The organism is Bradyrhizobium sp. IC3123 (genome assembly GCF_020193625.1).
Classification (GTDB): Bacteria; Pseudomonadota; Alphaproteobacteria; order Rhizobiales; family Xanthobacteraceae; genus Bradyrhizobium; species Bradyrhizobium yuanmingense.
On sequence record NZ_JADYVF010000003.1, the window covers coordinates 163,442 to 190,219 of the forward strand.

The 26,778-nt window shown below is 64.6% G+C and carries 28 protein-coding genes; 7 read left to right on the forward strand and 21 right to left on the reverse strand.

The window, feature by feature from the left end; translation table 11 throughout:
- Positions 1 to 176 precede the first annotated feature (176 nt).
- Complete coding sequence (locus tag I6F20_RS10805) at positions 177 to 1,115, forward strand: LysR family transcriptional regulator (protein WP_225126139.1); 939 nt, start codon at positions 177 to 179, stop codon at positions 1,113 to 1,115.
- A gap of 246 nt (positions 1,116 to 1,361) precedes the next feature.
- Here I6F20_RS10805 and uxuA read toward each other — a convergent pair whose 3' ends face one another.
- The 6 genes from uxuA to I6F20_RS10835 form a co-directional block, all read right to left on the reverse strand.
- A complete protein-coding gene (gene uxuA / locus I6F20_RS10810) occupies positions 1,362 to 2,552 on the reverse strand; it encodes a mannonate dehydratase (protein WP_225126140.1) in 1,191 nt (396 codons plus the stop codon).
- A 72-nt stretch (positions 2,553 to 2,624) separates the two neighbouring features.
- A complete protein-coding gene (locus I6F20_RS10815; protein WP_225126141.1) occupies positions 2,625 to 3,674 on the reverse strand; it encodes an L-idonate 5-dehydrogenase in 1,050 nt (349 codons plus the stop codon).
- The gene (locus I6F20_RS10820; protein WP_225126143.1) at positions 3,671 to 5,077 is read right to left on the reverse strand and encodes a TRAP transporter large permease; all 1,407 of its coding nucleotides are present in this window, start codon (positions 5,075 to 5,077) and stop codon (positions 3,671 to 3,673) included. The genes I6F20_RS10815 and I6F20_RS10820 overlap by 4 nt, the downstream gene beginning before the upstream one ends.
- A gap of 4 nt (positions 5,078 to 5,081) precedes the next feature.
- The gene (locus I6F20_RS10825; RefSeq protein WP_036007120.1) at positions 5,082 to 5,660 is read right to left on the reverse strand and encodes a TRAP transporter small permease; all 579 of its coding nucleotides are present in this window, start codon (positions 5,658 to 5,660) and stop codon (positions 5,082 to 5,084) included.
- Positions 5,661 to 5,772: 112 nt separating this feature from the next.
- Complete coding sequence (locus tag I6F20_RS10830) at positions 5,773 to 6,738, reverse strand: sialic acid TRAP transporter substrate-binding protein SiaP (RefSeq protein WP_370111903.1); 966 nt, start codon at positions 6,736 to 6,738, stop codon at positions 5,773 to 5,775.
- Positions 6,739 to 6,820: 82 nt separating this feature from the next.
- The gene (locus tag I6F20_RS10835; RefSeq protein WP_225126145.1) at positions 6,821 to 7,645 is read right to left on the reverse strand and encodes a FadR/GntR family transcriptional regulator; all 825 of its coding nucleotides are present in this window, start codon (positions 7,643 to 7,645) and stop codon (positions 6,821 to 6,823) included.
- Positions 7,646 to 7,788: 143 nt separating this feature from the next.
- On the opposite strand from I6F20_RS10835, the gene I6F20_RS10840 reads away from it, so the two are divergent.
- Together I6F20_RS10840 and I6F20_RS10845 are read left to right on the forward strand one after the other, a co-directional pair.
- On the forward strand, positions 7,789 to 9,273 hold the full coding sequence (locus tag I6F20_RS10840; RefSeq protein ID WP_225126147.1) for a mannitol dehydrogenase family protein: 1,485 nt from the start codon (positions 7,789 to 7,791) through the stop codon (positions 9,271 to 9,273).
- A 95-nt stretch (positions 9,274 to 9,368) separates the two neighbouring features.
- A complete protein-coding gene (locus I6F20_RS10845; RefSeq protein ID WP_036007097.1) occupies positions 9,369 to 9,776 on the forward strand; it encodes a nuclear transport factor 2 family protein in 408 nt (135 codons plus the stop codon).
- 24 nt (positions 9,777 to 9,800) lie between these two features.
- Here the strand turns inward: I6F20_RS10845 and I6F20_RS10850 are convergent, their stop codons facing one another.
- A complete protein-coding gene (locus I6F20_RS10850) occupies positions 9,801 to 10,556 on the reverse strand; it encodes an HAD family hydrolase (protein WP_225126149.1) in 756 nt (251 codons plus the stop codon).
- Between the two features lie 155 nt (positions 10,557 to 10,711).
- On the opposite strand from I6F20_RS10850, the gene I6F20_RS10855 reads away from it, so the two are divergent.
- Together I6F20_RS10855 and I6F20_RS10860 are read left to right on the forward strand one after the other, a co-directional pair.
- Positions 10,712 to 11,560, forward strand: a complete 849-nt coding sequence (locus I6F20_RS10855) for an SDR family oxidoreductase (protein WP_225126151.1) — start codon at positions 10,712 to 10,714, stop codon at positions 11,558 to 11,560.
- A gap of 122 nt (positions 11,561 to 11,682) precedes the next feature.
- Positions 11,683 to 12,951, forward strand: a complete 1,269-nt coding sequence (locus I6F20_RS10860) for a serine hydrolase domain-containing protein (RefSeq protein ID WP_225126153.1) — start codon at positions 11,683 to 11,685, stop codon at positions 12,949 to 12,951.
- Positions 12,952 to 13,006: 55 nt separating this feature from the next.
- Here the strand turns inward: I6F20_RS10860 and I6F20_RS10865 are convergent, their stop codons facing one another.
- Positions 13,007 to 13,894, reverse strand: a complete 888-nt coding sequence (locus I6F20_RS10865; RefSeq protein WP_225126155.1) for a dienelactone hydrolase family protein — start codon at positions 13,892 to 13,894, stop codon at positions 13,007 to 13,009.
- A gap of 616 nt (positions 13,895 to 14,510) precedes the next feature.
- Here I6F20_RS10865 and I6F20_RS10870 point away from each other — a divergent pair.
- Positions 14,511 to 15,089 carry a MarR family winged helix-turn-helix transcriptional regulator gene (locus tag I6F20_RS10870; protein ID WP_036007089.1) on the forward strand — a complete coding sequence of 193 codons (579 nt, stop codon included), beginning with the start codon at positions 14,511 to 14,513 and terminating at the stop codon, positions 15,087 to 15,089.
- A gap of 12 nt (positions 15,090 to 15,101) precedes the next feature.
- Here the strand turns inward: I6F20_RS10870 and I6F20_RS10875 are convergent, their stop codons facing one another.
- Positions 15,102 to 16,058: a hypothetical protein gene (locus I6F20_RS10875; protein WP_036027405.1), complete on the reverse strand. Its 957-nt coding sequence runs from the start codon at positions 16,056 to 16,058 to the stop codon at positions 15,102 to 15,104.
- Positions 16,059 to 16,877: 819 nt separating this feature from the next.
- Here I6F20_RS10875 and I6F20_RS10880 point away from each other — a divergent pair.
- Entirely contained in the window at positions 16,878 to 17,648 is a 771-nt protein-coding gene (locus tag I6F20_RS10880) for a response regulator transcription factor (protein ID WP_036027407.1), read from the forward strand.
- A 233-nt stretch (positions 17,649 to 17,881) separates the two neighbouring features.
- Here I6F20_RS10880 and I6F20_RS10885 read toward each other — a convergent pair whose 3' ends face one another.
- From I6F20_RS10885 to flgK, 12 genes are all read right to left on the reverse strand, one after another.
- Entirely contained in the window at positions 17,882 to 18,340 is a 459-nt protein-coding gene (locus tag I6F20_RS10885; RefSeq protein WP_036007081.1) for a hypothetical protein, read from the reverse strand.
- On the reverse strand, positions 18,337 to 18,849 hold the full coding sequence (locus tag I6F20_RS10890; RefSeq protein ID WP_036027408.1) for a hypothetical protein: 513 nt from the start codon (positions 18,847 to 18,849) through the stop codon (positions 18,337 to 18,339). Before I6F20_RS10890 ends, I6F20_RS10885 begins: the two co-directional genes overlap by 4 nt.
- A gap of 39 nt (positions 18,850 to 18,888) precedes the next feature.
- Positions 18,889 to 19,368: a rod-binding protein gene (locus I6F20_RS10895; RefSeq protein WP_036027409.1), complete on the reverse strand. Its 480-nt coding sequence runs from the start codon at positions 19,366 to 19,368 to the stop codon at positions 18,889 to 18,891.
- On the reverse strand, positions 19,365 to 19,784 hold the full coding sequence (locus I6F20_RS10900; protein WP_036007058.1) for a hypothetical protein: 420 nt from the start codon (positions 19,782 to 19,784) through the stop codon (positions 19,365 to 19,367). Before I6F20_RS10900 ends, I6F20_RS10895 begins: the two co-directional genes overlap by 4 nt.
- A 7-nt stretch (positions 19,785 to 19,791) precedes the next feature.
- Positions 19,792 to 20,544, reverse strand: a complete 753-nt coding sequence (gene fliR, locus I6F20_RS10905; protein WP_036007054.1) for a flagellar biosynthesis protein FliR — start codon at positions 20,542 to 20,544, stop codon at positions 19,792 to 19,794.
- Positions 20,541 to 22,622, reverse strand: coding sequence for a flagellar biosynthesis protein FlhA (gene flhA, locus I6F20_RS10910; RefSeq protein ID WP_225126157.1), 2,082 nt, complete (start codon positions 22,620 to 22,622; stop codon positions 20,541 to 20,543). Before flhA ends, fliR begins: the two co-directional genes overlap by 4 nt.
- Before the next feature lie 75 nt (positions 22,623 to 22,697).
- Positions 22,698 to 22,964, reverse strand: a complete 267-nt coding sequence (fliQ, locus tag I6F20_RS10915) for a flagellar biosynthesis protein FliQ (RefSeq protein ID WP_025034323.1) — start codon at positions 22,962 to 22,964, stop codon at positions 22,698 to 22,700.
- A complete protein-coding gene (gene flgD / locus I6F20_RS10920) occupies positions 22,961 to 23,380 on the reverse strand; it encodes a flagellar hook assembly protein FlgD (RefSeq protein WP_036007048.1) in 420 nt (139 codons plus the stop codon). The genes fliQ and flgD overlap by 4 nt, the downstream gene beginning before the upstream one ends.
- 15 nt (positions 23,381 to 23,395) lie before the next feature.
- The gene (flbT, locus tag I6F20_RS10925) at positions 23,396 to 23,806 is read right to left on the reverse strand and encodes a flagellar biosynthesis repressor FlbT (RefSeq protein ID WP_036027412.1); all 411 of its coding nucleotides are present in this window, start codon (positions 23,804 to 23,806) and stop codon (positions 23,396 to 23,398) included.
- Positions 23,806 to 24,150, reverse strand: a complete 345-nt coding sequence (gene flaF / locus I6F20_RS10930) for a flagellar biosynthesis regulator FlaF (RefSeq protein WP_036007043.1) — start codon at positions 24,148 to 24,150, stop codon at positions 23,806 to 23,808. The genes flbT and flaF overlap by 1 nt, the downstream gene beginning before the upstream one ends.
- Before the next feature lie 68 nt (positions 24,151 to 24,218).
- Complete coding sequence (locus I6F20_RS10935; RefSeq protein ID WP_225126160.1) at positions 24,219 to 25,265, reverse strand: flagellar hook-associated family protein; 1,047 nt, start codon at positions 25,263 to 25,265, stop codon at positions 24,219 to 24,221.
- A 3-nt stretch (positions 25,266 to 25,268) separates the two neighbouring features.
- The gene (gene flgK, locus I6F20_RS10940) at positions 25,269 to 26,744 is read right to left on the reverse strand and encodes a flagellar hook-associated protein FlgK (protein ID WP_225126162.1); all 1,476 of its coding nucleotides are present in this window, start codon (positions 26,742 to 26,744) and stop codon (positions 25,269 to 25,271) included.
- Positions 26,745 to 26,778: the final 34 nt, after the last annotated feature.

Here is a 26,778-nt window from a genome sequence, read left to right on the forward strand (position 1 = left end):
CTCACTGCGCGCCATAAGCCTGCTTTATAGACAGGGATTTGGAGCACTCACGGCAAAGCGTGCGCTGCACCAAATCCTCTCTCGAAGGGCCTGTCTTTAAGCTGTCATGCTGATGACACCAGACTTGGCAAAATCCGGCAATTGCCAAATTCTCACCGCGCCCATAACATGACGTTATGCCAGAGCTCCGTCGCATGCTGCCGTCCAGCAACGCCCTGTTCGTCTTCGACGCGGCGGCGCGCAATGGCAGCTTCACGGCTGCGGCCGCCGAGCTGAACGTCACGCAGCCGGCGGTGAGCCGGATGCTCGGCCAGTTCGAGGAGCATCTCGGCGTTCGCCTGTTCGATCGCAAGGCGGGCCGCGCGGTGCTCACCGAAGAAGGCGAGCTGCTCTATCGCCGCGTGCTCGAAGGCTTTCGCAGCATCGAGAGCGGGCTCGTCGAGATCGAGCGGCGGCGCAAGGGCACCGAGACGGTGACGCTGTCGGTCTCCTCCGCCTTCACCACGCACTGGCTGATGCCGCGCATCGACAAGCTGCAGAAGCAGTTTCCGCAGGTCGATCTGCGTTTCCAGCTGATCTCCGGCGCGCTGCGCGGACCGGTGGAGAATGTCGATCTCGGCATGCGCTTCCGCGATCGCGACGAGCCGCCCTCCGGCGGCACGCTGGTGATGAAGGAAGTGATGCTGCCGATGTGCAGCCCCACCTATCTCGGCGAGACCGATCCCACCGAGGGCAACACCATCATTCGCCTCGCCGAGACGCCGGGCGACTGGGCCGCGGATTACGCTTCGCTCCTCACCGGCCGCCGCGGCGCGGCCAAGGCGCTGAGCTTCACCGACTATGCCGTCGTGGTGCAGGCCGCGCTGCTCGGCCAGGGCATTGCGCTCGGCTGGCTGACGGTCGCCTCGCACTGGCTGCTCACCGGCGCGCTGGTGCCGGCCTCCGACCGGCTCACCACCACGCGCCGCATCTGCGAATTCCTGCCGCCGCGCAACCGCCCGATGCGCCCGATCGCCGCCGAGATCCGCGACTGGATCATCGCGCAGATGAAAAGCGAGATCGCCGCGATCGACCGGCTCTATCCGAAGCTCGGCGCCATGGCGGTGTGCTATTGAGCCTGGAGCGAGCTTCACAAGAAGCCGTCATGCCCGGGCTTGTCCCGGGCATCCACGTTCGCGTGCCACGTGGTAAGGCGTGGATGGCCGGCACAAGCCCGGCCATGACGCTGTGGAGGCGTCGCCCCCCTCCCTCCACGTCATTGCGAGCGCAGCGAAGCAATCCAGAGTCTTTCCGCGGAGGGATTCTGGATTGCTTCGTCGCAAGAGCTCCTCGCAATGACAGTGTGGAGAGAGGTTTGCCCGCTACCGATGCTCGATCGCCCTGATCGCGCCGCGGAGCTCGGCGAGGCCGCGCATGCGGCCGATCGCGGTGTAGCCGGGATTGGTGCGCTTGGTGGCGGCGAGATCGTCGAGCATGCGGTGCCCGTGATCGGGACGGAACACGATTCTCTTGTCCGGTGCGCGCCGCGCGTTCTCCTTTAGCAGCGTCTTGAGCACCGCGATCATGTCGACGTCGCCGTCGAGATGGTCGGACTCGTAGAACGACAGGACGTCCGCCTCGCGCTTGGTCGCGCGCAGATGGGCGAACGCGATGCGCGGGCCGAAGCGCTCGGCCATATCAGGGAGATTGTTCTCCGCGCGCACGCCGAGCGAGCCGGTGCAGAAGCAGATGCCGTTGGCCTTGGACGGCACGGCATCGAACAGCGCCTGATAATCGTCGGCGCTGGAAGCAATGCGCGGCAGGCCGAACAGCGGCCGCGGCGGATCGTCCGGATGCAGCGTCAAGGAGACATCGAGCTGCTCGGCCACCGGCGTTACGCGCGCGAGGAATTCCGCGAGATGCTGCCGCAATATCTTTGGCGTGATGTCGCGATAGGTGTCCAGCCGATCGCGGAATTGCGGGATCGTCATCGGCTCGGTGGTCGAGCCCGGCAGCGCGCTGGCAATGACCATGACGAGATAGTCGATATCCGCCTGGCTCATCTGCTCGAACAGCTTTTTAGCGCGCGCCTGCTGCTCGGGGGTATACTCTTGAGCAGCCGCCGGGCGCTTCAGGATGTGCAGCTCGAATGCCGCAAAGCGGTCCTGGTCGAAGCGCATGGCACGGGCGCCGTTCGGCAGCTCCCATTCCAGATCGGTGCGGCACCAGTCCACCACGGGCATGAAGTTATAGCAGATGATCTTGATGCCGGACGCGGCGACCGCCTCCAGGCTCGCGATCCACGCCTCGATCGACTTGGTCGCTTTTCCGCCGAGGCGCTTGACGTCGTCAGGGATCGGAATCGATTCCACCACCGACCAGGTCAGCTGCGAGCGGCCGGGCTGGCCGTTCTCGATGAAGTTCTTGCGCTCCTCGACCGCCTTGCGCGTCCAGGCCTCTCCGATCGGCACCTGATGCAGCGCCGAGACGATCTGGCTCGCCCCGGCCTGCCTGACATCATCGAGCGAGACCGGATCATCCGGCCCGTACCAGCGCCATCCCTCCAGCATCATGTGCTGCCTCCCAAAGCGTTTTCGAGCGAAGTGGGTACCGGTTCGCGTGAAGAAAACGCGTCAAAACAAAAGTCAATTCGCGGTCAACACGACCTTGACGCTCTGCGAGCGGTCGAGCGCCAGCCGCAGCGCGTCGGGCGCGGTCGAGAGCGGCCGCTCGGCGGTGACCAGCGACAGCACATCGACGCTGCCGGATGAGATCAGTTCCACCGCATTCATGAACTCGAAGCCGAAGCGGAACGAGCCGCGCAGGTCGATCTCCTTGGCCATCACCGCATTCGACGGCGTCGGGATCTGGCCGCCCGGCAGATTGCCGATCTGCACCACGACGCCGCCGCGCCTGACGATGCCGATCGCGCTGGCAAGGCCCGCGGCGGTGCCCGAGACCTCGAAGGCGACGTCATAGGGGCGCAACGCGGCCTGCGCCTTCAGCCCTTCCTCGCCGGCCGAGACATTCTCGACATGGGAGGCGCCGAGCTTGGTCGCAAAGGTCAGCGGCGCCGGCGCGATGTCGGCGACGGTGATGTCGGCCATGCCGGCGCGGTGCGCCGCGAGCATGGTCAGGAGCCCGATCGGGCCGGCGCCGAAGATGATGCCGCGCTTGCCCTCGATCTTGCCGGCGCGCGCCACCGCGTGCAGGCACACGGCGAGCGGCTCGGCCAGCGCCGCGGCCTGGTAGGACACGTGATCGGGAATCTTCACGCACTGCGCAGGGATCGCATCGAAGTAGTTGGCGAAGCCGCCCTGCATGTGCGGCGTCTTCGAAGCCGAGCCCATGAAATAGATGTTCTCGCACAGGTTCGGCCGGCCCTCGCGGCAGGCGACGCAATGGCCGCACCAGCGCGACGGGTTGACCGCGACGCGATCGCCGACCTTCAGGTTCGCAGCCGCGCCGGATATCTCGACGACCTCGCCGGAGATCTCATGGCCCAGCACCAGCGGCGACTTCACCACGAAGTCTCCGGTGCGGGCATGACGGAAATAGTGCATGTCCGAGCCGCAGATGCCGCCGGCGCCGAAGCGGATGCGCACCATGCCGTCAGCGAGCTTGTCGAGCGGATGCTCGATCATGCGCAGGTCTTCGGGGCCGAACAGGGTCGCGGCGAGAGCAGTCGAGGTCATTTGGAGAGTCCCATGTATTTTGGCAGCCAGAGGGTCAGGTCGGGAATGAAGGTGATCGCGATCAGCGCCAGCATCAGAGGCACCAGCCAGGGCAGGATCGCCACCGTCGTACGCTCGACGGAGAGCTTGGCGACGCGGGCGAGCACGAACAGCACCATGCCGAGCGGCGGATGCAGCAGGCCGATCATCAGGTTCAGCGTCATGATCAGGCCGAAATGAATGGGGTCGATGCCGAGCTTGAGCACGATCGGGAGCAGGATCGGCACCAAAATGGTGATTGCCGCCGTGGTGTCGATGAAGCAGCCGACAAACAGGATCAGCACGTTGGCGAGCGCCAGGAACACCCATTTGTTCTGGGTGATGCTGAGCATCCAGTCCGAGAGCATCTGCGCCGCCTGCGACACCGTCAGCAGCCAGGCGAAGATCGACGCCGCCGTGACGATGAACAGCACCGAGGCCGTGGTCTCGATGGTATCGAAGGTCGCCTTGGCGACGGTCTGGAACGTCATGGTGCGGTAGCGGACGAGGCCGAGGAACAGCGACCAGATCACCGCGGCGACGGCGGCTTCCGTCGGCGTGAACCAGCCCAGCGTCATGCCGCCGATCAGGATCACCGGCGCCATCAACGCCATCACCGCCGAGAAGTCGAAATACCAGTCGATCAGGAGCAGCGTGCCGAGGCCGATGACGACGGCCATGTTGACCGAGAGGCCGGCGAGGACCATCAGCCAGATCGCCATCGGGAACGACAGCACGATCAATATCTCGAGCCCGGCCGAGCCGAGCTGCGGCCAAGAGAACGGCGTGTCGCTGCCCCATTTGTTCTTGTGCGCGAAATAGGTGACCGTCACCATCATGAACAGCGTCAGCACGACGCCGGGAATGACGCCGCCCAGGAACAGCGCGCCGATCGAGACGTTCGCCATCATGCCGTAGATCACGAACGGCAGCGACGGCGGAATGATCGGTCCGAGCGTTGCGGAGGCCGCGGTGACGCCGACCGAGAACTCGGTGGAGTAACCGTGGTCCTTCATCGCCTTGATCTCGATGGTGCCGAGGCCGGCGGCATCCGCAATCGCGGTGCCCGACATGCCGGAGAAGATCACCGAGCCGATGATGTTGACGTGGCCGAGGCCGCCGCGCATCCACCCCACCAGCGCGACGGCGAATTTGTAAATGCGCCCGGTGACGCCGGCGATGTTCATGAGATTGCCGGCCAGGATGAAGAACGGCACGGCGAGCAGCGGGAAGCTCTCGACGCCGGCGATCATGCGCTGCGCCAGCGTGACGTCGGGCGTCACGCCGCTGACCAGGATATAGAGCAGCGACGACACCGCCATGGCGATCGCCACGGGAACGCCGAGCAGCATGAGAACGAGAAAGCCTCCGAGCAACAGCAGCATGGTTTTATCCTTCCGATCCGTCGTAGGCACCGGGACGTTCGAGGACCGAGTAACCCTGCCGCCAGTTCTGGATTGCCACCTGCACGGAGCGTGCGAACATCAGCACGAACCCGAGCAGCACGGCGTAATAGACATAGTCCTTGGGAAGATTGATGGTGGTCATCTGCTCGTCGCCGATGATCCTGATGTAGACCCAGACCAGCTTGATGGCGTAGCCGAAGAAGGCGATCCGGATCAGGTCGATCGCGGTCGACAGCACGCGCCCTACGGCATGCGGCAGGTAGCGATAGACGAGGTCGACCTGGATATGCCGCGACAGCCGTACGCACATCGACGAGCCGATGAAGACCACCCCGATCAGGCAATAGGTCGCGATCTCTTCGGTCCAGGCGTAGCTGTCGTTGAGCACGTAACGGGTGAAGAACTGCAGGAAGACGGCGAGCGCCATCACCCAGAAAATCGCCAGCGCCACCCAGTCCTCGAAGGCGTAGACGCCGAGATCGACCTTCGGCGTCGCCTCCTCCTCGAAGGTGTGCGCGATCTCGTCGGCGGTGATCTGCCGGTGGATTTCGGCGGTGGACATGGGGGCTCCTCAAACTCGCTACGTCGTTCCGGGATGGTGCGTTAGCACCAGACCCGGAACCTCGAGATCCCGGGCTCGGTCTGCGGACCGCCCCGGGATGACGGCTACGTCGTCACTTCACCGCCTGGATCTTCTCCCAATCCGCCTTGCGGTAGCCGAAGGTCTCGAACGCGACGTTCTTCAGCACGGTGTCGCGGAACTCGTTCTTGTCGACCTCGGTCACGGTCAGCCCCTTGTCCTTGAAGAAGGCGACCAGCTTGGCCTCGTTCTGCTTGATCTCGCCCGTTGCCTTGGCAGCGGCCTCCTGCGCCACGTCGGTGAAGATCTTCTTGTCCTCGTCGCTGAGCTTCTTCCACAGCGCGCCGGCGATCACGGTGTTGAGGTGATCGACGATGTGGCCGGTCAGCACGATGTGCTTCTGCACCTCGTAGAACTTCTTGGCCTCGATCGTCGTCAGCGGATTTTCCTGCGCCTCGACGGTGCCGTTCTGGAGCGCGAGATAGACCTCGGCGAACGCGATCGGCGCGGTGTTGGCGCCGCAGGCCCGCGGCATCGCCAGATAGGCCGGAACGTCGGGCACGCGGATCTTCAGGCCCTTCATGTCCGCGCAGGTCTTGATCGGCTTGTTGGACGAGGTCTGGCGCACGCCGTAATAGGTCACCGCGACGATGTGGTGGCCGCTCTTGTCCTCATAGCCCTTGGCGAGCTCCTTGAAGATGTCGCTCTTGGTGTAGGCGAGCAGATGATCGGCATCGCGGAAGGTGTAGGGATAATAGGTCACGCCGATCGGCGCGAAGCTCTTGGCCGCGAAGCTCGATCCGGAGATGATGATGTCGACCGAACCGAGCGAGAGGCCCTGGTTGATGTCGGTCTCCTTGCCGAGCTGCGAGGCCGGATAGACCTCGATCTGGTAGCGCCCGTTGGTGCGCTTATTGATCTCCTGCGCGGCCCAGACCGACGCCGTGTGGAACGGCTCCGAGGGCTCGTAAACATGGGCCCATTTGAGCTTGGTCTGCGCCATGCTGGCGCTGGTCGCCGCCAACAGCGTGGCGGCGGAAATCGCTGCTGCAATCGTCATCTTCTTTAACATCGACTTTTCCTCCATCGTTCAAGTCTGCTTCTTGTTCGCCCGCCCCGGCATGGATGCGGGCCGCCCAATCTCATCGCCGCCGCGAGCTGCCGCTCTTGGCCCGTTCTTTGGCCCGCTTCTTCGGTGATCGCTTTGGTGTCGTCGGCTTCGCCAGGGGTCGCGCGGTCCGGCTTCGCCCCGAGGCCGCTGCTGCGGCGTTCTCGGCGCCAAAGTTCTGTGCAAAGCGCTCCTGGGATCGCGCCAGATGAACGCGCATGGCTTCGCGCGCCGCCTCGGGATCACGCGCCGCGATCGCGTCGCGAACGGCGCGATGCTCGTCGAGTGCCGTGCGCCACGTGCCCGGGTTCTCGAAATAATGCGCGAGCTGCGCGAAATAGGGATTGAGCCGCTGGTCGAACAGCTCGCCGACCACGCGCACCAGCACGGCGTTGCCGAGGCTTCCGGCGATGGCGACGTGGAACGCACGGTCGTGCACCATCGAGGCTTCGCCGGGATGCTCGACATTCTCCATCGCGACCAGGGAGGCGTCGATGCGGGCGACGTCACCCTTCGTCGCCACGCGCGCGGCCTGTTCGGAGATGGCGCTCTCCAGGAATTCGCGGGCGCGCAACAGCTCGAACGGGCCTTCGATGACGGCAGCTTGTGTGGGCGCGGCCACGGCGGCGGGCTCGATCACATAGATGCCGGATCCGACGCGGATGCGCAGGCGCCCTTCGACCTCGAGCGCAATCAAGGCTTCGCGCACCGTGGGCCTCGACACCTTGAGCTGTTCCGCGAGGTCGCGCTCGGTCGGCAAGCGGCTGCCGACCGCGTACTCGCCGCTGTCGATCAGGCTTCGCAATTGATCGGCGACCTGGCGATAGAGCCGTCTCGCCTCCACAGCTTCCAGCGGCACGCTGGTCCTCCCGAAAAGGTCTCGCGCGGCGCCTCCGGCGCCCGCGACCCGCCAATTTTGGAAAATTGGTCTTACCAATTGACCGGAGCATTGACCTGATACGGACGCCATGTCAAGCAGCGGCAAAGCAAGGGGAGACGTCCATGCGCCAGAGCTCGATGCGCCTTGGTCGCGCCAATCTCGACCGCCTGGCACCTGCCATCCGGCGGCCGGCCTATGACCGATCGCGCGTCACGCCCGGCATCGTGCATCTCGGGCTCGGGGCGTTTCATCGTGCCCATCAGGCCGTCGTCATCGACGATTGCCTTGCTAGGGGCAGCATGTCCTGGGGCATCATCGGCGCGAGCCTGCGCAGCCCGGATACGCGCGACGCCCTCGCCCCGCAGGACCATCTCTACACCGTCGCTGTCCGCGCCGCCGAAGGTACCGAGCACCGCGTGATCGGCGCCCTGCTCGACAGCGTCGTCGCGCGCGAGACGCCGGCAACCCTGGTCGAGCGGATGGCCGATCCCGCCATCCGCATCGTCTCGCTCACGGTGACCGAGAAGGGCTATTGCCATACGCCGCAGACCGGCGATCTCGACGAGCGGCATCCTGATGTCGTGCACGACCTCAATAATTTCGACGCGCCGCGCTCGGCGCCGGGCTTCATCGTCGCCGCGCTGGCACGCCGGCGGGCGCAGGGTCTTTCGCCCTTCACCGTGCTGTGCTGCGACAACCTCGCCGCCAACGGCCACACCGTGCAGCGGATCGTCACGCAGTTCGCCGCGCTGCGTTCTAGGGAACTCGGCAAGTGGATCGCCGACACGGTTGCGTTCCCCTCGACTATGGTCGACCGCATCGTGCCGGAGACGACGGATGCCGACCGCGATGCGGTCGCATCCGCGCTGGGCATGCGCGACGCCTGGCCTGTCATGACCGAGCCGTTCACGCAATGGGTGGTCGAGGACCGCTTCACCGCGGGCCGGCCGGACCTTGCCGCAGCGGGTGTCGAGCTCGTCGGCGACGTCAAGCCGTTCGAGCTGATGAAGCTGCGGCTGCTCAACGCCAGCCATTCCGCGCTGGCCTATCTCGGCTATCTCTCCGGCTACGAGACCATCGCCGACACGATGCAGGATCCGCATTTTGCGCGCCTCGCCGCGCAGGTGATGGAAGAGGCCGCGGTGACGCTGACCATGCCATCAGGCACGGATCTCGCCGCCTATCGCGCCTCGCTGCTCAAGCGCTTCGCCAATCCGGCGCTGCACCATCGCACTTGGCAGATTGCCATGGACGGCTCGCAAAAGCTGCCGCAGCGGCTGCTCGGCGCGATGCAGGATCGCCTTGCCAGAGGCCTGCCCATCGCAACGCATGCGCTGGCGGTGGCCGGCTGGATCCGCTACGTCAGCGGCGTCGACGAGCAGGGACGGCCGATCGACGTGCGCGATCCATTCGCCGCCGAGTTCGCCGCGCTGGCGCGCGAGGCAGGACCCGTTGCCGAGCGCCTCGCGCCGGCACTGCTCGGGGTGGCGAAGGTGTTCGGGCCGCTCGGCGCCGAGCCGCGCCTGCGCGAGGCTGTCACCGCGGCGCTCGGCCGCCTCTATGCCGACGGCGCGCGGCGGGCCGTGGCAACGCACGTTTCAGCGTGACCACGACGCGGGCAGCATCCTGAATGCTGCACTGCGGCCAAAGTCGACGGAAAGTCGCGCTTGATTTTTGCCTGTCCTTGCCCCACCCGAGAGCGATGGGAAACGACACCAAGGTCATTGCCGCCAACGCGGCCTTTTACGCGGCATTCTCGACCGGCGACTTCGCCGGCATGGAACGGATGTGGGCGGATGACGACGGCATCTCCTGCATCCATCCCGGCTGGCCGGCCATCATCGGCCGCGCCACCGTGATCGGAAGCTGGCGCGACATCCTGCAAAACCCGCAGCGGCCGCAGATCGTCTGCGCCGAGCCGCAGGCCATCGTCGACGGCGACAGCGCCCGCGTGCTCTGCATCGAGATCGTCGACGGCACCGCGCTGGCTGCGGCGAACCATTTTCGCCGCGTCGGCGACGACTGGCGCCTGGTGCATCATCAGTCCAGTCCGATCGCACAGATTGTCGAGCAGGCCGAGGACGATAGAGCAAGTCACCGCGTCCACTGAGCACGGCGATCACGGCGCCGTGATCTACTGTGCATGGGGTTGTTTTTCAGCTTTTGTTTGGCGGGCCGAAAGTTCCGACAGATCGTCGAGCACGACATGCGCGCCGGTGAAGTCGTCGTCCCCGAAGAACGTGCTGCGGGTGATCAGAACCGGGACGCCGGCGCGCGAGGCCGCGATCAGACCGTTGGCGGAATCCTCAATCGCAACGCAATCGGATGCCTCGAGCTTCAGCCGCGCCAGAATCTCGAGATAGACGTCGGGCGCCGGCTTCTTGTGCCTGACGTCGTCGCCGGCGACGATCGCATCGAAATCCGCGGCCCAGCGTTTGCCCAGCGCCTGCGACAGCAGCGCATCGATATTGCCGTGCGATGTGGTGGTCGCAATCGCAAGCCGCTGGCCGCGCTCCTTCGCGGCCCTGAGCAAATCCGTCACGCCTGGCCGCAAGGGACAGCGGCCGGCCTCGACAAATTCGGCATAATGCGCGGTCTTGATGCGGTGAAGTTCTGCGATGTCCCCGTCCGACAAGGGCGGAGCGGTCACTAGCCTCTCGTGGTAGGCGCGCATGCGCTCCTTGCCGCCCGTCACCCGCAACAGGTCCTTGTAGACGGCGCGGTCCCACTGCCAGTCGAGACCGAGGCGGGCGAAGGCGAGATTGAAGGCCTGCCGATGCAGCTCCTCGGTTTCGGCCAGGGTGCCGTCGACGTCGAAGATCAGCGCGGCCGCGCGCCGGATCAGATCGGCGGCGTCCGCTGGCGACTGAACCAACGCTTCGGCCTGCATGATCGATGCCTCCCTTCCGGCGCTGCGTAAAGCGATCATCGGCCGAGCCGGAGGGCGAGACAAATCGCAATATCTTTTGCCGGACCCAAAAATCTCTTATGAGCGAACGGTGCGCGACGGCGCGAACGGGAACTTTCGATCTGCACAGGAGACGCATGCGGCTCTTCATCCTCGGCCTCGGCTACAGCGCGCGGCATTTCGTTCGCAAGCACGGCGGCAGCTTCTCGCATGTCGCCGGCACCGTGCGCGATCCCGCGCAGCGGAATGACCTCGCCGGGATCGAGGTGCATCCGTTTTCCGGCAGCCTTCCGTCGCCCGAGACGGTTGAACGGGTTCGCGACGCCGACGTCCTCCTGGTGTCGATCCCGCCCGGCAGCACCGGCGATCCCGCGATCGCGGCGTTTGGCGGCGTGCTGCAGGGAAGCCGCCGCAAGGTCGTCTATCTCTCCACCATCGGGGTGTACGGTGATCACGGCGGAGCGTGGGTCGACGAGAGCACGCCGCCGCAGGCCATCCTCGACCGCACGCGGATGCGGATCGCGGCGGAGCAAGCCTGGACGGATGCGGCGGGCGGCGATGCCGCGATCCTGCGGCTTGCGGGCATCTACGGTCCCGGCCGCAACGCGCTGGCGACACTGCGCGCGGGAACGGCGAGGCGCATCATCAAGCCGGGACAGGTGTTCAACCGCATCCACGTCGATGACATCGCGAGCGCGATCATCGCCGCTATTCATCACCAGGGCGGCGGCGTTTGGAACGTCTGCGACGACGAGCCGGCGCCGCCGCAGGACGTGATCGGCTATGCCGCGCAGCTGATGGGCGTGGCGCCGCCGCCGGAAGAAGCGTTCGCCACCGCCGAAATGTCGGCGATGGCGCGCAGCTTCTATGCCAGCAGCGCCCGCGTCTCCAACGAGAAACTGAAGCGCGAGCTCGGCGTCACGCTGGCCTGCCCCACCTATCGGCACGGCCTCGACGCTCTCTGGCGCGCAGGCGAAGGACGTTAGGGTTCCTGCGCTTCGATGCGTCCCAGACATGCCGCGCCCGCGCTTGACTTCCTGCCGGCGCGGTCGTGATCTAACCTTCGAGCGAGCCACCGCACAACGAGCTCGCCTCTTGGGAGAATGCAATGAACAAGACGATCGCCATGATCGCGGCAACGATTGCTGTCGTCACGCTCGGCGCCGCGCGCGCTGCGCCGCTGCCCGAAGCCAATCCCGACGATGTCGGATTTTCGAAGCAAGGCCTTGCACGCCTCGATAATTTCTTCGCGCGCGAGATCGCGGCCAAGCGCGTTCCCGGCGCAGTGGTCGCCATCGCGCGCGACGGCAAGCTCGTCCACTACAAGGCCTATGGCCTGCTCGATCCGGCCAAGGGCACGCCGATGCCGCTCGATGCGATCTTCGCGCTGGCCTCGATGACCAAGCCGATGGCCGCGGTCGCCGGCCTGACGCTGATGGAACAGGGTCGGCTGCCGCTCCAGGCCAAGCTGTCCGAATACTATCCGGGCTTCGCCGACATGAAGGTCGGCGTGCCTCAGGCGGACGGATCACTCAAGCTCGAACCGCAGGCCTCGCCGATCTTCATCCACGATCTCTACCGGCATACGTCGGGGTTGATGTATGGCGGCCGCCCGGACTCATCGAGCCCCGTGGCGCGGCAATATCCTGATGGCATTGCGCCGGCGATCGACGGCGACACCCAGGCTTTTATCGATCGCATCACCAAGCTGCCGCTGGCGCAGCAGCCCTCGACCGCGTTCGAATACGGCTTTTCGATCGACGTGCTCGGCGCTGTCGTCGAGAAGGTGAGCGAGCAGAAGCTTGGCGACTATCTCGCTGCCAATGTCTGGCATCCGCTCGGCATGAAGGATGCGACCTTTCATCCGACCGAGGCGCAGCGCCCGCGCCTCGCCCGCCCCTTCCCGAACGATCCGCTGACGGGCAAGCCGCAGGCCATCAAGCTCCTGGACACCACAACCAAGTTCGATTGCGGCGGCGCCTGCTCGTTCGCGACGGTCGGCGACTACATCCGCTTCGGACAGATGTTGCTCAACGGCGGCGAGCTCGACGGGCAGCGCATTCTCGGTCCGAAGACCGTCCGTCACATGACGGCGAACCATCTCGGCCCCGAGATCAAGAACAACGTCGCCAATGTCGAGCCGCATCGCGGCGGCTTCGGCTTCGGCCTTTCGGTGGCGGTCCGGACCAGCGAAGGATTGTCGTCGGTCCCCGGCAATCCGGGCGAGTTCACCTGGAACGGAGCCTACGGGACGCAGTTCTTCTGCGATCCCAAGGACCGTCTCGTCGTCGTGGTGGGAACGGCGGCACCGGGTGAGCTCAGGAAGTATTATCGCGAGCAGGTCCAGGACATCGTCTACGGCGCGATGACGAAGTGAGACCGTCACATGAAAGAGAAAGGGCGGCCACTTGGGCCGCCCTCTTGATTGACCGTCAGCTCAACACGCCGTATTTCCTGAACCAGGCCTCTGCCTGCTTCCAGGCATCTTCCGCGGCGTCCTTGCGGTAGCTGCCGCGATAGTCGGCATGGAAGCCGTGCGGCGCTTCGGGGTAGATCTTGAAGTCGGCCGTCTTCTTGCTCTGCTCGAGCGCGGCCTTCATCTGCTCGACCTGCGCGGCGGGAATGCCGGTATCGGCGCCACCATAGAGGCCGAGCACCGGCGCCTTCATCTCGGGCGCGAGCTGCAGCGGGCTCTTCGGCCATAACGGGTTGGCTGGATCGACCAAGGTCCCGTAGAAGGCAACGCCCGCCTTGAGCGCACCGCTGTGGGCGGCATACTCCCAGACCGTGCGGCCACCCCGGCAGAAGCCGATGATGCCGAGCTTCGTCGTGTCGCCGCCTTTCGATCCTGCCCAGGCGACCGTCGCGTCCAGATCCGACAACAGCTCTGCGTCCGGCTTCGCATTCACCACCGGCAGCAGCTCCTTGATATCCGTGACCTTGGTCAGGTCGATGCCCTTGCGGAAATAATAGTCGGGCGCCACTGCGAACGCGCCGAGCTTGGCAAGGCGGCGCGTCACGTCCCGGATGTATTCGTGCAGCCCAAAGATTTCCATCGCCACGATGACCACCGGCGCCTTGGCGTTGCCGGCCGGGCGGGCGAAATAGGCGGGCATTTCCTCAGAGCCGACCTTGATCTTGGCATCGCCGGCCTGGAGGCCGCTGGTATCCGTCGTGATGATGTCGGCCCGGACCGGACCGGCCGCGAGCGTGTAGCCAGCGGCGACGGCAGCGGTGGCGCTCATGAATCCGCGGCGCGAGAGCGGGGCAACTTTCGTCAGTCCAACGACGTCGGATGTCATGGTGGTTTCAAAGCTCATCGATCTTCCCATTCCTGATTCCCATGCTGATGCCCCTCGGGCGCCGCATTCGCCAGTAATTGCCGGATAAACGCAAGTCACCAGCCTGCGAGCACGCGGCTCACCACTTCATCCCTTCGTTAGCGAGCGCCGGTGTCCGCTGCCCGCCGGAGCGTGGGCCGTGTACCGGACTTAACCGCCTGGCTGCACTGCACCGCAACATCCATTAACCGAAAGGAATGGTTCTTTGCCTGCCGGCCAGGCCGCTTGGCGCTGCGCAGAATGCGCCTGAGCGCAGACCCGACAGGCTCTGCCGCAACAAATAGCAATCGCAGCGACGATGGTGACACATCATGTTGCTTACGCATCGCTCATCATCACCAAATCACGTGCGAACCGCCGTCATTTGATTGAAATTTTCGGAGGATCTTGGCCGCGCGATTTACCCGGTCTTTCTTTGTGACACCCTAGTTCCACGGCCGGAAGTTCCATCTTCGGAAACGTAGAGGCTTCTTCCCGCGACGCGCGATGCTCGCCCGCAACGGACGGCGGAGCGCGAGCGGGTCTCATTCTCGTCCGCCCCGATTGCGCTACCCGAGGCCCAATTGAATAAACGTTTATGCGACCTGGAACTGAAATGAATTTGGCTCGTGAATCGATTGAACTGTTGGAGCAGGCCGCACGCATCCTGTGGTTCGAAGGCACCAAGCACGGTTTGCGCGACCGCGAATGGATGGCGCTGCGCTTCCTCTCCCGCGCCAACCGATTTTCCCGAACCCCCTCGGCGCTGGCGAGCTACGTCGGCACCACGCGCGGCACCGCCTCGTTCATCATCGGCGAGCTCGAGCGGCTCGGTTATCTCGAGCGGAAGCGCTCGGCCACGGACAAGCGTTCGGTGACGTTGAGCGTGACCCAGCAGGGCAAGAAGTTCCTGGTGCGCGATCCCGTCAACGTCCTCATCGAAGCGATTGGCGTTCTGGACGACGAGGTCAAGATCCGCTTCCGCGACACGTTCCGGCACGTGCTGGACCACTCCGATGCCGCCGAGCAGCGGCACCACACCGACGTCTGCAAGCGGTGCATCTTCCTGCGGGAGGATCGCGCCAATACCGACAGCAAGACGACGGCCGAGTTCAGCTGCCGCCTGTTTCGCGCACCGATCGCCGAAGCGGAGGTCGATCTGCTGTGCACCAGCTTCGAGCATCACCGCCAATAAAAGGCGGCTCGTTCAGGGCGTTGCCTTGCGCGACGAATAGATGACGCCGCCGCTTGATTCCACCACCAGGCGCCCGTTCTCGTTCCTGATCTCTTCGATGCGGCCAAGACCGGGCACCTGTTGTCCCAGCACGGCTTCGATGACACCGTTCGGGCCCTGCAGGATCGCAATTCCCTCATAGGCCTGACGGACCGACCAGCCCTTGATCGCCTTGCGCGGCGCCAATGCACGCTCGGGTGCAGGCACCGATCCCGTGAATTCGGGCGCGGCGACCGCGGCCATCATCGGCCCTTGCGCTGACACCGGCTGCGTCTGCACCGTCGCCGGCGCGGGAGCTTGGGCTTGGGCTTGCACCTGAGCGAGCTTGTCGAGCTTCACCGTAGAGGACGAGCTCACCCGCTCGATCCGGTCGAGATTCTCGGCAAACCGGCCGAAGCGATCGTTCGTGACCTTGCTGGATTGATCGACCGCGGTCCGCAAGCCATCGAGGTTTTCAGACACGCCCGACACTTGCTTGCGCAGTTGCGCGACGGTCTCGCGCAGAATCCTGATCTCCGCATTGGCCGCAACGTTGTTTGGCGCGGGCTGGGTGGTGAGATAGGCGATCACGCCCGTGCAGGCGCAGACCACCAGCATGGCAGCGACCGCCAGAGTTGCGAGCGGCGCGACCCAGGTCGGACGGGGTGGCGGCGGCTTCGCCACGATCACGGCCGGCTTGATCACGACCGGCGCCGGCTTCGGGATCGCCATCTTGTCGAGGCGGGCCTTGGCACGAATCCGCTTCAAGCCGTCGAGTGCCTCCTTTGCGAGAGCCTCGTCGCTCGCCGTCGCCGATACGCGCTTTGCACTCGCGGCAGGCTTGGTCGTCCGCGCCGCGTTGTCCATTGAATCGCTCGCCTCCGGCGCTGGCTTCGCCGCCGCGGAAGCGTCCGCGGTCGCGTTGGGACGAGCTTGTCCATCGGACAACATATGAAAATGCTCCGTTCGGTTCGGTCTGTCGAGCGACGACGTTATCTGTCGAAGCTTGCCTGAAACGTGCGGGTCGAAAGCCGTTCATCGCGCGTGATGCGACGTCGCATGAGTCGATTGCGCCATACACGTGGCGATAGTGCGACTCGAAAGACACACACTCGCCAAGATTTCATCAAGCTGGAGGCGCGGCGCAGACGTGAGTCGAACTTCCGCATGCGGAAAAGCGAGTTCCAGAGTCAATCCGGGGTTGAAAACCCATCAATGTGCGTGCCTCGGAGCACCACCCGAAATAGCTGTAATTGTACGGGGATGCGGAACTATACAACCATCACAATGCAAAACTAGTTCAGTATCAAAATCAACTGATACGTTTCGATGCATCAAGAAACAACCAGAAACAAATCAACAGCATCAAGTGCGTGTAGCAATCGCTTTCTTTCGCACGCTTGATCGGGAATCGGCAATCGCTACGGTTCTACTCAAGTGATTCTCGCCAGTTGGCGAGGAGATCGACATGGTTCAGCAGTGTTCGGACGCGATGAGCAACTTGGCGCAACTGTTCTAGGTCGTTTCTCAATCTGCTCCGCGAGGTGATCAGTAAGACACCCGCCGAGCCTCACGCAGTAAGCGTTTCAGTATCGAGTTGAAGTAACAGGCCTGCGAGACGCAGGCACTGAACGCGTAGGGCTGCCCGCGAATATCGAAACCACAACAACGGTTCGCGGGATGGAATGTCGTCAAACAGCATCGTTGCCGAGCCGGCGCATCACAACAACCAACCGGCCGCAACAAGTGCGAAACAGGGGCGAAAGACTGATGTATATTATCGTTGATGATCGTGAGAGCGTCGCGAACAGCTATGTCGGAGGGCTCGTTCGCGAAGGCGTATCGTCGATCGGCTTCTCCTCCGGAGAATTCTGGGACTGGCTGCAATCTGCGAGCGAGTCCGATCTGGCGGCGGTGGACGCTTTTCTCCTCGGCGATTGCGATGCCCGCGGAAGCCTGCCGCGGGCGATGCGCAAGCGCTCCTCGGCTCCCATCATTGCCATGAGCGGCCAGAAGATGCTCAAGAACACGCTGGAGCTGTTCGAATCGGGCGTGGACGACGTCGTGCACGTGCCGATCCACCTGCGCGAGATCCTGGCACGAACGGCCGCGATCGCGCGCCGCCGGGTGGGCGAGCTGCCGAGGCCCTGCGAGAGCAGGATCCAGGTCTTCTTCAACGGCCGTGATCCCGAAATCGCGGGCCACGCCCTCACCCTGCCCCGCCGCGAACTGCGCATTCTCGAATATATGGTGGCCAACCACGGCAAGTGGATCACCAAGACGCAGATCTTCAATGCGGTCTACGGCATCTTCGAGTCCACCTTCGACGAGAGCGTGATCGAGAGCCACGTCAGCAAGCTGCGCAAGAAGCTCCGCGACCGCCTCGGCTTCGACGCGATCGTGGCAAGGCGTTACGTCGGCTACCGCCTCAACATCCCGGCGGGCGAAACTCTCGACGAGCCGGTGCAGGAGCTCGAGGACGTCGGCATCCTACTGAACAGGACGCAGGCCGCCCCCGCGGCATACCCGGCCGGCAACTGACACGGCAGGACAGCGCCACGAACCGGCAACGGCCTCTGCGAAGCAGCTTCGCGGAGGCCGTTACACTTTTGGCGGCGAGCTGAGCGCACGCCTCGTCCTTCGAGACGGCGCTGACGCGCCTCCTCAGGATGAGGCTAATCGGCCGCGGTGCGCGCTGAGACTGGCGCCGCGCATTCCGTCCTCATCCTGAGGAGCCGCGTAGCGGCCTCTCGAAGGATGGCCGCAGAAAAGAGCTACGGCTTCTGCTGGAATTCTTCCTTGGAGACGTAGTTGAAGTCCTCGACCAGGACGTCCTGGACAATGTCACCCTGCATCCGTTCGTTGACGCGCTGCTTGATGGCCGTCGTCAGGATGGCGAGGTCGTAACGGGCGAGCTTCCTGAAGTCGAGACGATCGTCGGCATAGATCCTGCGGAAGGCCTCGTCGACGACGAACGGCTCCGGCGGGACGTTCAGCTGGTGCATGGTCCGCGCCTCCATGGTGTAGACGAAGCGCGCGACGATGTAGCCCTGGACATTGCCGTTCTCGACCATCGGCACGCTCAGCGCCCGCGTCTTGTGATATTGCAACCCTTCGAGATATTCGTCCTTCGCCGGCAGCAGGCTGCCCTTCTCCTTCCAATAGGCGACGGCATAGCTCGTGCCCGCCGTGAGGATGCATACCCAGAGCCCGGCCAGCACCAGCCTGATCATTTTCCGTCCTGCGCCGTGCGACCGGTATAGGTGCCGTCGGACTCGGCGTCCTTGACCGCCTTGACGATGATGCTCGCGACTTCGCGGACCGCGTCGTAGTGCATCTCCAGAATGGACCGATTCCGCTCGAGCTTCTCGCGCAGCCGCTGAATCTCCTCGGTGATCTCGACCTCGCCGCCGAGGTGCATCCGCGCCCGCATCAGGCGGACGAACTCGAGCATGCTCCGGCTCTTCCGCGCGCTGAAATCGTCGAAATCGATCTTTTGGCCGGTCGCGAGCGCTGTCGTCTCCTCCTCGACGATACCTGCGAGCCGGCGGATTGCGGCCAGCAGGCCACGCATCTCGTCCGATCTCACCCTGTCCGCGGCGTCGACCCTTGCCTCGTCACCCCCGATCGGCAGCAGCACGGGCAGCAGCGCATCGCTCGCTGCGGCTTCCGTCGTCACCATCTCGGTGTCCGCGACCGCCTGGTCCATCGCCACGGCCACCGCGCCTTCTTGTGCCTGCATTGGAAATTCACCTCTCAACTTCTGTCACCCGTTCGCGGATCATGATTTGGCCTTCGCTGCGTCCGGTCCAGCCGGATGCGCGGCGGCGAGCTGCCGGGCGATGCCGACACCGTTGCCCTTTGCCAGCTGACTGCCGAGCTGCTCTGCAAGCATCGACTTCCAGACGCCGCCAGCCGTGCCCTTGCCAAAGACCTCCTCCGACTCCTTCGGCAACATCGTCTCGACGAAGGTCTGGAGGATGAAGGCCTCGAACTTCCGGTAAATCTCGCCGGATGCCGGCGCCTTGATCACCTGCACCGGCGCGCCATTCACGGCACCCGACTGCGCTTCCGCGTCTTTCGCCGCGGCTTGATCGGCGGTCGCCGCTTTGGCCTTGCCGACTTCCGCCTCCATCGTGGCGGCGAAATCGGCGTCCGACGATTTCAGCGCGTCGAGCTTCGCGGTCGCGGCGCGCTGCGTCGCGGGGTCCGCGGCTTCGAGGACGTCGAGGACGAGGTCGGGCGTCGCTGTCACGATCATGTCTTGTTCCGGTTGGCTGGCTGTGGCGTCCAGGCGTGCACGGTAAGGCTCGTTCCCGTCATGTCCTCGAGCGAGCGCTTCTCGGCATCGCGGAGCTTGTCTGCGAGTGCGGCCTTGGCGACCTCCTCCAGCTGTTTCACGCGGCGGGTCTCCCGGCGAACCTGGTCGAGCTGCTGCGCGGCCTGCGCCTGCACCGCACGGGCGCCGACGCTCGCCCTGTTGAGACGCCGCGCGATCGATTCGTTCGACGATCCCGCCGGCGGCTTTCCATCGTTCAAGGCTCCGACCAGCCATTCCTGCTCGTCCTGCAGGCTGCGCTCCTGCTGCCGCAATTGCGCGAGCTGCCATTCGGAGAGCCGGAGCTGCAGCTTCACCAGCGAGACCATCCGGCCGAGCTTGTCCGCGCGCGATGTCATGACCCGGTCACTCCGCCAGCCACGACGACACGCCCAGCATGAACTGCGTCAGCAGCTCGTCGCTGGTGAGGTAGAGCAGCAGGAAGCCGCCGAACAGCACGAAGGGCACCGAGATGAAATAGACCGGAATGGCCGGCGTCAGCTTGTTGATCAGGCCGACCGCCAGGTTGACGATGACCGAATAGACGATGAAAGGGCTCGAGATCCGCAGCGTCAGCACGAACGCTTCCGAAAGGCGGCCGACGAGCAGCTCGAGCGCGACGCTGCCGCCCAGCCTGCTGCCGGGCTTCCAGACGTCGTAGGAGTTCATCAGCCCGCGCAGCACCTGCCAGTGCTGGTCGGTCATGAAGAACAGCGTGGTGACGGCCGCCATGATCAGCGGCACCAGGGCCGGCGCCGGATCGGTGTCGGCGATCGGTGTGCCCGGGATGTTGCTCAGCCCGATCGCGCTCGCCATCATGGTCGCCATGGTCTGGAGGGCGAGGAAGAACACGCGCCCGCCGAGCCCGATGACGCTGCCGACCACGAGCTCGGAGCAGATCAGGAGCGCGAGCGTCAGGGGAGCCGCGTTGTCCGTGAGCGGCTTCAGGACGGCAATCAGGATCGGCGTCAGTGCAAACGTCGTGACCAGTGCGACGAACAGGCGCACCTGGGGCGGAACGTTGACGCTGGAATAGCCGGGCACCAGCATCAGGCAGGCGCCGATGCGGCAAAACACGATGAACGTCACCAGCACGCTGTCGGCGAGCCCTGAGATCACGATATGGCTCCGAGCGCCCTGATCTCGGCGCTGCGCGCGACTTCGACATGCGACAGGATCGGCAAAGTCGGGAACACCCGCTCCAGGATCATCCGGACATAGGGGCGCGCTTCCGGCGTCACTGCCAGCACCACGCTGGTGCCGCTCTCGGTGAATTTCCGGATCGCGGCGCTGGCTTCGGTCGCGAACTGCTCGATCAGGCGCGGGTCTGCGTCGAACTCGACGACGTCCCCCTTGGCATCGCGCTTCAGGCTCTGGTGGAAAGCGAGGTCCCAGCGGTTACCGAGACGAACCACGTTGAGCACGCCATTGTCGGAGAGATCGCCGCAGATCTGCTGGGCGAGCCGGGTCCGAACGTGCTCCGCCACCTGCTCGGAGCGCCGCACATGGGGCGCGATCTCGGCGATCGCCTCGAGGATCAGGTGAAGATTGCGAATGGAGACTCGCTCGGCAAGCAGGATCTTCAGGATCGCCAGCAGGCCCGAATAGGAGATCTGCGACGGGCAGAGATCCTCGACCAGGCGCTTGTATTCGGGATCGAGCCGGTCGAGCAGGGCACGCATGTCCTTGTAGGACAGCAGCTGGGCAAGGTTCGCCCTGATCACTTCGCTCAAATGCGTGAGCAGCACCGACAGATTGTCGACCGGCTTGCAGCCCTGCCGCTTGACTTCGTCGGTGAAGGCTTCCGTCACCCACAGCGCCTTCATGCCGAACGCAGGCTCGATCACCTCGTCGCCCGGCACGTCGGGCTTGCCGTCCTTATCGACCAGCACCAGCACCTCGCCGAGCCTGAGCTCGCCATGGGCAACGCGCGTGTCGTGAATCCTTATCTGGTAGCTCTTAGGATCGATCGACAGATTGTCCGTGAGCTTGATCTCGGGAATGACGAAGCCGTACTGCTTGGCGAATTTCTTGCGGATCTTGGCCACGCGGTGGGCAAGCTCGGTGCGCGAGCCCAACAGATGGATTGAAAGGTGGCCGCCGAGCGCCAGCTCGATCTCGGCGGTCTTGAGCTGCTCCTTGACGGACTCCTTGGCCTCAGCCTGCGCGCGCTCGTCGGCCTTGCGGGCCTCCTCCTTCTGCTTCAGCGCAGCCTGCCGCTTCGGCAACGAATAGCCGACGAAGGCCATGACACCCCCAAGCAGCACAAACGGCGCCATCGGCAGTCCCGGCATCAAAGCGAGCACGAACATCATCAGCGCGGCGGCCGACACCGCGCGCGGATAGCCGCCGAGCTGCCGCAGCACCGCCTGCTCCGCCGAGCCCGTGGTGCCGCCCTTGGAGACCAGGAGGCCCGCCGACAGCGACACGATCAGCGCCGGCATCTGCGACACCAGACCATCGCCGACGGAGAGCTTGGTGTAGACGTCGGCCGCGCGGGACAGAGTCAATCCGTGATGGGTGACGCCGATGACGATGCCGCCGAAGATGTTGATCGCGGTGATGATGAGACCGGCAATGGCGTCGCCACGGACGAATTTCGAGGCGCCGTCCATGGCGCCGAAGAACGCGCTCTCCTCTTCGAGCTCGCGGCGCCGTCGCTGCGCTTCCTTGTCGTCGATCAAGCCGGCGGACAGGTCCGCATCGATCGCCATCTGCTTGCCCGGGATGGCGTCCAGGGTGAAACGGGCGCTGACTTCGGCGATACGCGTCGCGCCCTTGGTGATCACGACGAAATTCACCGTCACCAGGATCGCGAAGATGATGAGACCGATCACGAAGTCGCCGCCCATGACGAACTTCGAGAAGCCTGCAACGACATGGCCCGCCGCATGTTCACCCTCCCCGCCCCGTGACAGGATCAGGCGCGTCGTCGCGATGTTCAGCGCCAGGCGCAGGATCGTCGCGATCAGCAGAACGGTCGGGAAAGCAGAGAAGTCGAGCGGGCGCTGAATCCACAGCGCCACCATCAGGATCAGGGCCGAAAGCGCGATCGAGAACGCGAGGCCGAGGTCGATCAGGATCGGAGGAATCGGCAGGAACAGGATCGTGAGCATGGTCACGATGCCGGCGGCGAAAAAGGCATCCGTTCCGAGGCGGCGCTGATTGGGCGGGCTAGCAGCTAACGTATCGGCCATTGGGTCACCGGCAGAGGGGTCCGCCCGCAATCTGCCGCGCAAAGCTTACGCGGGGATGGTGCCGGGCCGTCCGGATCAGAAGCCGCGCTCGATCCTGGAATAGACCATCTCAGTGAAGGTCGACAGATGCGCGCCGATGAAGGAGCCGGAGACGGCAACGACCAGGAGAATGACGATGATCTTCGGAACAAAGGTCAGCGTCACCTCCTGGATCTGGGTCAGCGCCTGGATCAGCGCGATGACGGTGCCGACCAGCATGGCTGCGCCGACCGCAGGCCCGGAGGCGACGATGATGGTCCAGATCGCCGCCTGGACGATATCGAGGGCGTCCCGCTCGTTCATGACTGGCTGATCGTGAGGCCCGGTCCGACCGCGACCTTGGTGCCGTCCTGAAGCGTCGCGATGGAGCCGTCGCTGTTGATGGAGACCGAGACGACCTTGCCGCTGAAGGTCGCGCCGGTCGAGTCGGTGAAGCTGACCGTCTTCCCGATCAGCCCGTTGGCCTGCGACAAGGACTGCGAGGACAGCAGCGCGTCCAGCTTCGCATTCGTCTGCATCGCCTGCTCGACCGTCGAGAGCTGGGCGAACTGGCTCATATACTGCGCGGTGTCCATGGGATTGGTCGGATCCTGGTTCTTCATCTGGGCGATGAGGAGCTGGAGAAACGTGTTGTAGTCCACGCTGTTGCTCGACGTCGTCGAGTTGGTGTCGGTCGAACTGGATCTGCTGGTGCTGTCGGTCGCGCTGGTGACGTTCATCTTGTCTCTCCGCTGTCAGGCAGCTTCGACTGGGGAAACGGCGGCGGCGCCGGCCAGGATGGCCTGCTCCACCGGAAACAACGCGCGAATCCGCTTGAGCGCCTCGAAATAGCGGGTCGCCCCAACCAGTTCGTGGATCGCGCCGAGCCCACCGAGCATCTCGCGGTTCTCGCAAACGGCACACAGGGCCGCGTGATGCTGGGCGTAGAGCGCCGCAGCGTCGCGAACGTCCGTCGGGTTCATCAGCATGAGCTGGACGATGAAATAGAGCTGCCGCAGGGCCGTGGTGGCGTCGGACGCCTGCATGACCTGCCCTTCGAGCAGGAACATCACGTCGTTGACGAGCTCGACGGAGACCTTGCGGTCGACGCGGAGCACCGCGCCGTTGATGTAGACCCGTTCGCCCGCGCGCAAGGAAATCTTCATTAAAGCGCGTCTCGGATCAGGCGGTTGATTTCGATGAGCTGCACCACGTCGCTGGACCGCTGCTCGCGGAGACGATCGGCTTCCTTGACCACCCACAGGCCGATCGAGATGATGTCGGCACGCAGCTTGTCCGGCAGGCCGTTGTCCGGGTGCGCGAGATCCTCGATGAAGATCGTCCACAGCCGCCGCACATAGAGCAGGCTCTCGACCTGATCCTCGGGGCTGAAACGTCCCTTCTGGATCCGCTCGAGCCGGTCGATGCCAAGGCTGAGTGCCTGCCGCTCACGGCTGCGCGCCTCATAGCCACTATCGTCAACGACCGCTTCATAGGCTTCAAACGTCATCAGGACCACTCTTCGCAGAAAACCGAACAACTGGACAAAGGTTACGAGCCTGACAGCGCAGCCTTGGCTCAGAGATAATTGATGAGGCTGATCTTCTGGAGCTGCGAGGTGAGCGCCAGCGCGGTCTGGATCTGTGTCTGCAGCGTATTGACGCGGACCGAGGCTTCGGTCGGGTCGACCGCTTCCATTCCGACGATCTGATTGTTCAGAATGTCCTGCTGCGTCTTGAGCTTGGCGGTTGCGGTGGTGACCCGATGCTGAACCGTGCCGACGCTGCCGCCGAGCGCAGCGAGATCGTTGATGGCGTTGCCGACCAGCCCGATGGCCTTGTCCACGACGACCTGGAACGTCTCCTGGCTCAGCTTCACGTTCCCGAGATCGGCCATCATGGTGTAGGCCTCGGCGAGCCTGCGGAAGCCGATCTCGTTGGCGCTCACTGACGTGTCCGCGATCTCGGTGGTGGAGATTCGGCTTTGCATGGTCTGGTCCGTCGCCGAGGACCAGTTGGTGTTCCAGGCCGGGCTCGCGAACCCGGCATCGAAGGTGGTGTCCAGGAAGGTCTGCATCTGGGCCGGCGTAATGGTGGCCACGGCGGGCGAGGATTGCGGGAAGCCGAAGGCCGCGAGAAAATCGGCATCGACCTGGTTCTTGCTGGCCGAGCCCGCGGCGTACGGCGTGATGGGCGCGTTCTGCGTGTTGATGCCCGAGAACAGCGACGAGCCGTTATAGGAGACATTCAACGCGCCGATCAGGTCCTGGAGATTGGAGGATGCAGGCGGCAGGATGACGCGCCCGCCGCCGTCGGTGCTGCGGGCCGCGATCAGATCCTTGAGGAAGTCGGTCGCGGTCTTGTTGAGCTGGGTGATCCTGTTCTGCGTCACGTCCAGGCGTCCCGAGACGAGACCGTTGGTGTCGACGAGCTGGTCGGCAAAGCTCCAGTCCGCCCGCAGCGTGAGGTCGCTTCCCGTCGTCGCACCGAGTTCCAGACCAACGTCGTAGAAGCGGCCGGTGGTCGCTTCGGTCGAGGCCTTGCTCAGCGCCGCCTGGTTGTTCGTGATCGAATACCTCAACGACGAGGACAGCATCAGGGTGGAAACGTAATTCGCGCTCATCATGGCTCAGTTCCCCACGGCGGCCAGCAGGCTCTGCAGCATTTCATCGACGGTCGAGATGATCTTCGACGAGGCCGAATAGGTTCGCTCGACCTGGAGCATCAAGGCCATTTCGTCGTCCATGTTGACGCCGTTGACGTTTGACAACGCCGTGATGCTGCGGTTGAGCAATGTGCTCTGGTACTCGGAGTTGGCGTCGGCGGTCTTGCGCTGGTTTTCGATCCAGCTCGCCGATGATGATGCGAAGTCGATCAGGCTGCCGCTCGGCTTGCCTTGCGTCGTTGCATCGAACGGCTGCGCGGCATCCATGCCGCCGATGAGCTGCTGCAGTCGGGCCGAATAGCCGCCGTTGCCGGCGGTGTTGTATTGGTAGGCGGGGTTGCCGCTGATCGCGCCGTCGCGTAGCAAATTCGGGTTGCCGCCCAGGCTCGGATCGACCGAGGCCGCGACCGAGATCGTGCCGGCGAGGCCCACCGAGACGGTCGCGCTCGCCGGCATCGCCGGCGCGCCCGGATAGGTGAAGAGACCGGGAACGTCGGGCAGCGCCGCGGCGGTCTGATCGCTTTCCCTGAACGTATTGATCAGGCCGCGCGCGATTTCGTCGAGCTGGCCCTGATAGGTGACGGTGTCCTGGTCGCGCAGCTGGGCGAGGCCTGCGAGCTTGCCCGACTTCAGCGGCATCACCGAATTGGCGCCGGTCACCGGGACCCCGTCGATGTAGACGGCGTTGCCCGTGGTGCCGGCGGTGTAGGCATTCGTCGGCGCAAAGCTCACCGTCCGCGCCGTCTTGTCGAACAGCACCACGCCGCTATCGGCGTAGAGCGCCGCGTCGCCGTTGGGGCGGATCGACATGTTGACGCCGACCTCCTGCGACAGCTGCGAGACGATGCTGTCGCGCTGATCGAGATAGTCGGTGATGTCGTCGCCGGAGATCGTGCCTTTCACGATCGCAGTGTTCACGGTCTCGAACCGGGAGAGCAACTGGTTGATATTCTGAACCGACGTCTTCATGTCGGCATCGGCGCTTTCGCGGACCGACTGCACGGTCCGGGTCGCCTGGTTGAGCGCGGTCGCCATGTCCCTGGCGGACGCGACGGCCGCCTGCGCCAGGGTGGCGTTGTCAGGGGCGTTGGCATATTTCTGCAACGCCTGCTTCAGCGCGTTGAGCTGCGCCGTCGGCGACTGGTCGAGCTCCGGATCGTCCACCGTCGCGGTGGCGATCTTCTGCAGGCCGTCATAGATCGCGGTCTGCTTGGCGGACGACGAGGTCGCGATCAGGACGTTGTTGTAGAGGCCCGAGCTGGCGGCGCGCTGGATCGCCGCGACATAGACGCCGGCGCCGGGCAGATTGTCCAGCACGGTGAGCTTGCGCGAATAGCCGGTGGCGCTGGCACCGGCGATGTTGCGCGAGATGACCGACGACTGAACGCTCGACGCCATGAGCGAGGAGCGAGCCGAGTTGAGAGCGGCGGTAAGCGACATGGCGTGCTCTTGCCCGAAACGAGCGCCGAGGAAT

Coding starts and splice junctions, on each gene's coding strand:
- I6F20_RS10805 (WP_225126139.1), top strand. CDS start 177: ATGCCAGAGCTCCGTCGCATGCTGCCGTCCAGCAACGCCCTGTTCGTC.
- uxuA (WP_225126140.1), bottom strand. CDS start 2,552: ATGATGCTGGAGGGATGGCGCTGGTACGGGCCGGATGATCCGGTCTCG.
- I6F20_RS10815 (WP_225126141.1), bottom strand. CDS start 3,674: ATGACCTCGACTGCTCTCGCCGCGACCCTGTTCGGCCCCGAAGACCTG.
- I6F20_RS10820 (WP_225126143.1), bottom strand. CDS start 5,077: ATGCTGCTGTTGCTCGGAGGCTTTCTCGTTCTCATGCTGCTCGGCGTT.
- I6F20_RS10825 (WP_036007120.1), bottom strand. CDS start 5,660: ATGTCCACCGCCGAAATCCACCGGCAGATCACCGCCGACGAGATCGCG.
- I6F20_RS10830 (WP_370111903.1), bottom strand. CDS start 6,738: ATGACGATTGCAGCAGCGATTTCCGCCGCCACGCTGTTGGCGGCGACC.
- I6F20_RS10840 (WP_225126147.1), top strand. CDS start 7,789: ATGCGCCAGAGCTCGATGCGCCTTGGTCGCGCCAATCTCGACCGCCTG.
- I6F20_RS10845 (WP_036007097.1), top strand. CDS start 9,369: ATGGGAAACGACACCAAGGTCATTGCCGCCAACGCGGCCTTTTACGCG.
- I6F20_RS10850 (WP_225126149.1), bottom strand. CDS start 10,556: ATGCAGGCCGAAGCGTTGGTTCAGTCGCCAGCGGACGCCGCCGATCTG.
- I6F20_RS10855 (WP_225126151.1), top strand. CDS start 10,712: ATGCGGCTCTTCATCCTCGGCCTCGGCTACAGCGCGCGGCATTTCGTT.
- I6F20_RS10860 (WP_225126153.1), top strand. CDS start 11,683: ATGAACAAGACGATCGCCATGATCGCGGCAACGATTGCTGTCGTCACG.
- I6F20_RS10865 (WP_225126155.1), bottom strand. CDS start 13,894: ATGAGCTTTGAAACCACCATGACATCCGACGTCGTTGGACTGACGAAA.
- I6F20_RS10870 (WP_036007089.1), top strand. CDS start 14,511: ATGAATTTGGCTCGTGAATCGATTGAACTGTTGGAGCAGGCCGCACGC.
- I6F20_RS10875 (WP_036027405.1), bottom strand. CDS start 16,058: ATGTTGTCCGATGGACAAGCTCGTCCCAACGCGACCGCGGACGCTTCC.
- I6F20_RS10880 (WP_036027407.1), top strand. CDS start 16,878: ATGTATATTATCGTTGATGATCGTGAGAGCGTCGCGAACAGCTATGTC.
- I6F20_RS10885 (WP_036007081.1), bottom strand. CDS start 18,340: ATGATCAGGCTGGTGCTGGCCGGGCTCTGGGTATGCATCCTCACGGCG.
- I6F20_RS10890 (WP_036027408.1), bottom strand. CDS start 18,849: ATGCAGGCACAAGAAGGCGCGGTGGCCGTGGCGATGGACCAGGCGGTC.
- I6F20_RS10895 (WP_036027409.1), bottom strand. CDS start 19,368: ATGATCGTGACAGCGACGCCCGACCTCGTCCTCGACGTCCTCGAAGCC.
- I6F20_RS10900 (WP_036007058.1), bottom strand. CDS start 19,784: ATGACATCGCGCGCGGACAAGCTCGGCCGGATGGTCTCGCTGGTGAAG.
- flhA (WP_225126157.1), bottom strand. CDS start 22,622: ATGGCCGATACGTTAGCTGCTAGCCCGCCCAATCAGCGCCGCCTCGGA.
- fliQ (WP_025034323.1), bottom strand. CDS start 22,964: ATGAACGAGCGGGACGCCCTCGATATCGTCCAGGCGGCGATCTGGACC.
- flgD (WP_036007048.1), bottom strand. CDS start 23,380: ATGAACGTCACCAGCGCGACCGACAGCACCAGCAGATCCAGTTCGACC.
- flbT (WP_036027412.1), bottom strand. CDS start 23,806: ATGAAGATTTCCTTGCGCGCGGGCGAACGGGTCTACATCAACGGCGCG.
- flaF (WP_036007043.1), bottom strand. CDS start 24,150: ATGACGTTTGAAGCCTATGAAGCGGTCGTTGACGATAGTGGCTATGAG.
- I6F20_RS10935 (WP_225126160.1), bottom strand. CDS start 25,265: ATGATGAGCGCGAATTACGTTTCCACCCTGATGCTGTCCTCGTCGTTG.
- flgK (WP_225126162.1), bottom strand. CDS start 26,744: ATGTCGCTTACCGCCGCTCTCAACTCGGCTCGCTCCTCGCTCATGGCG.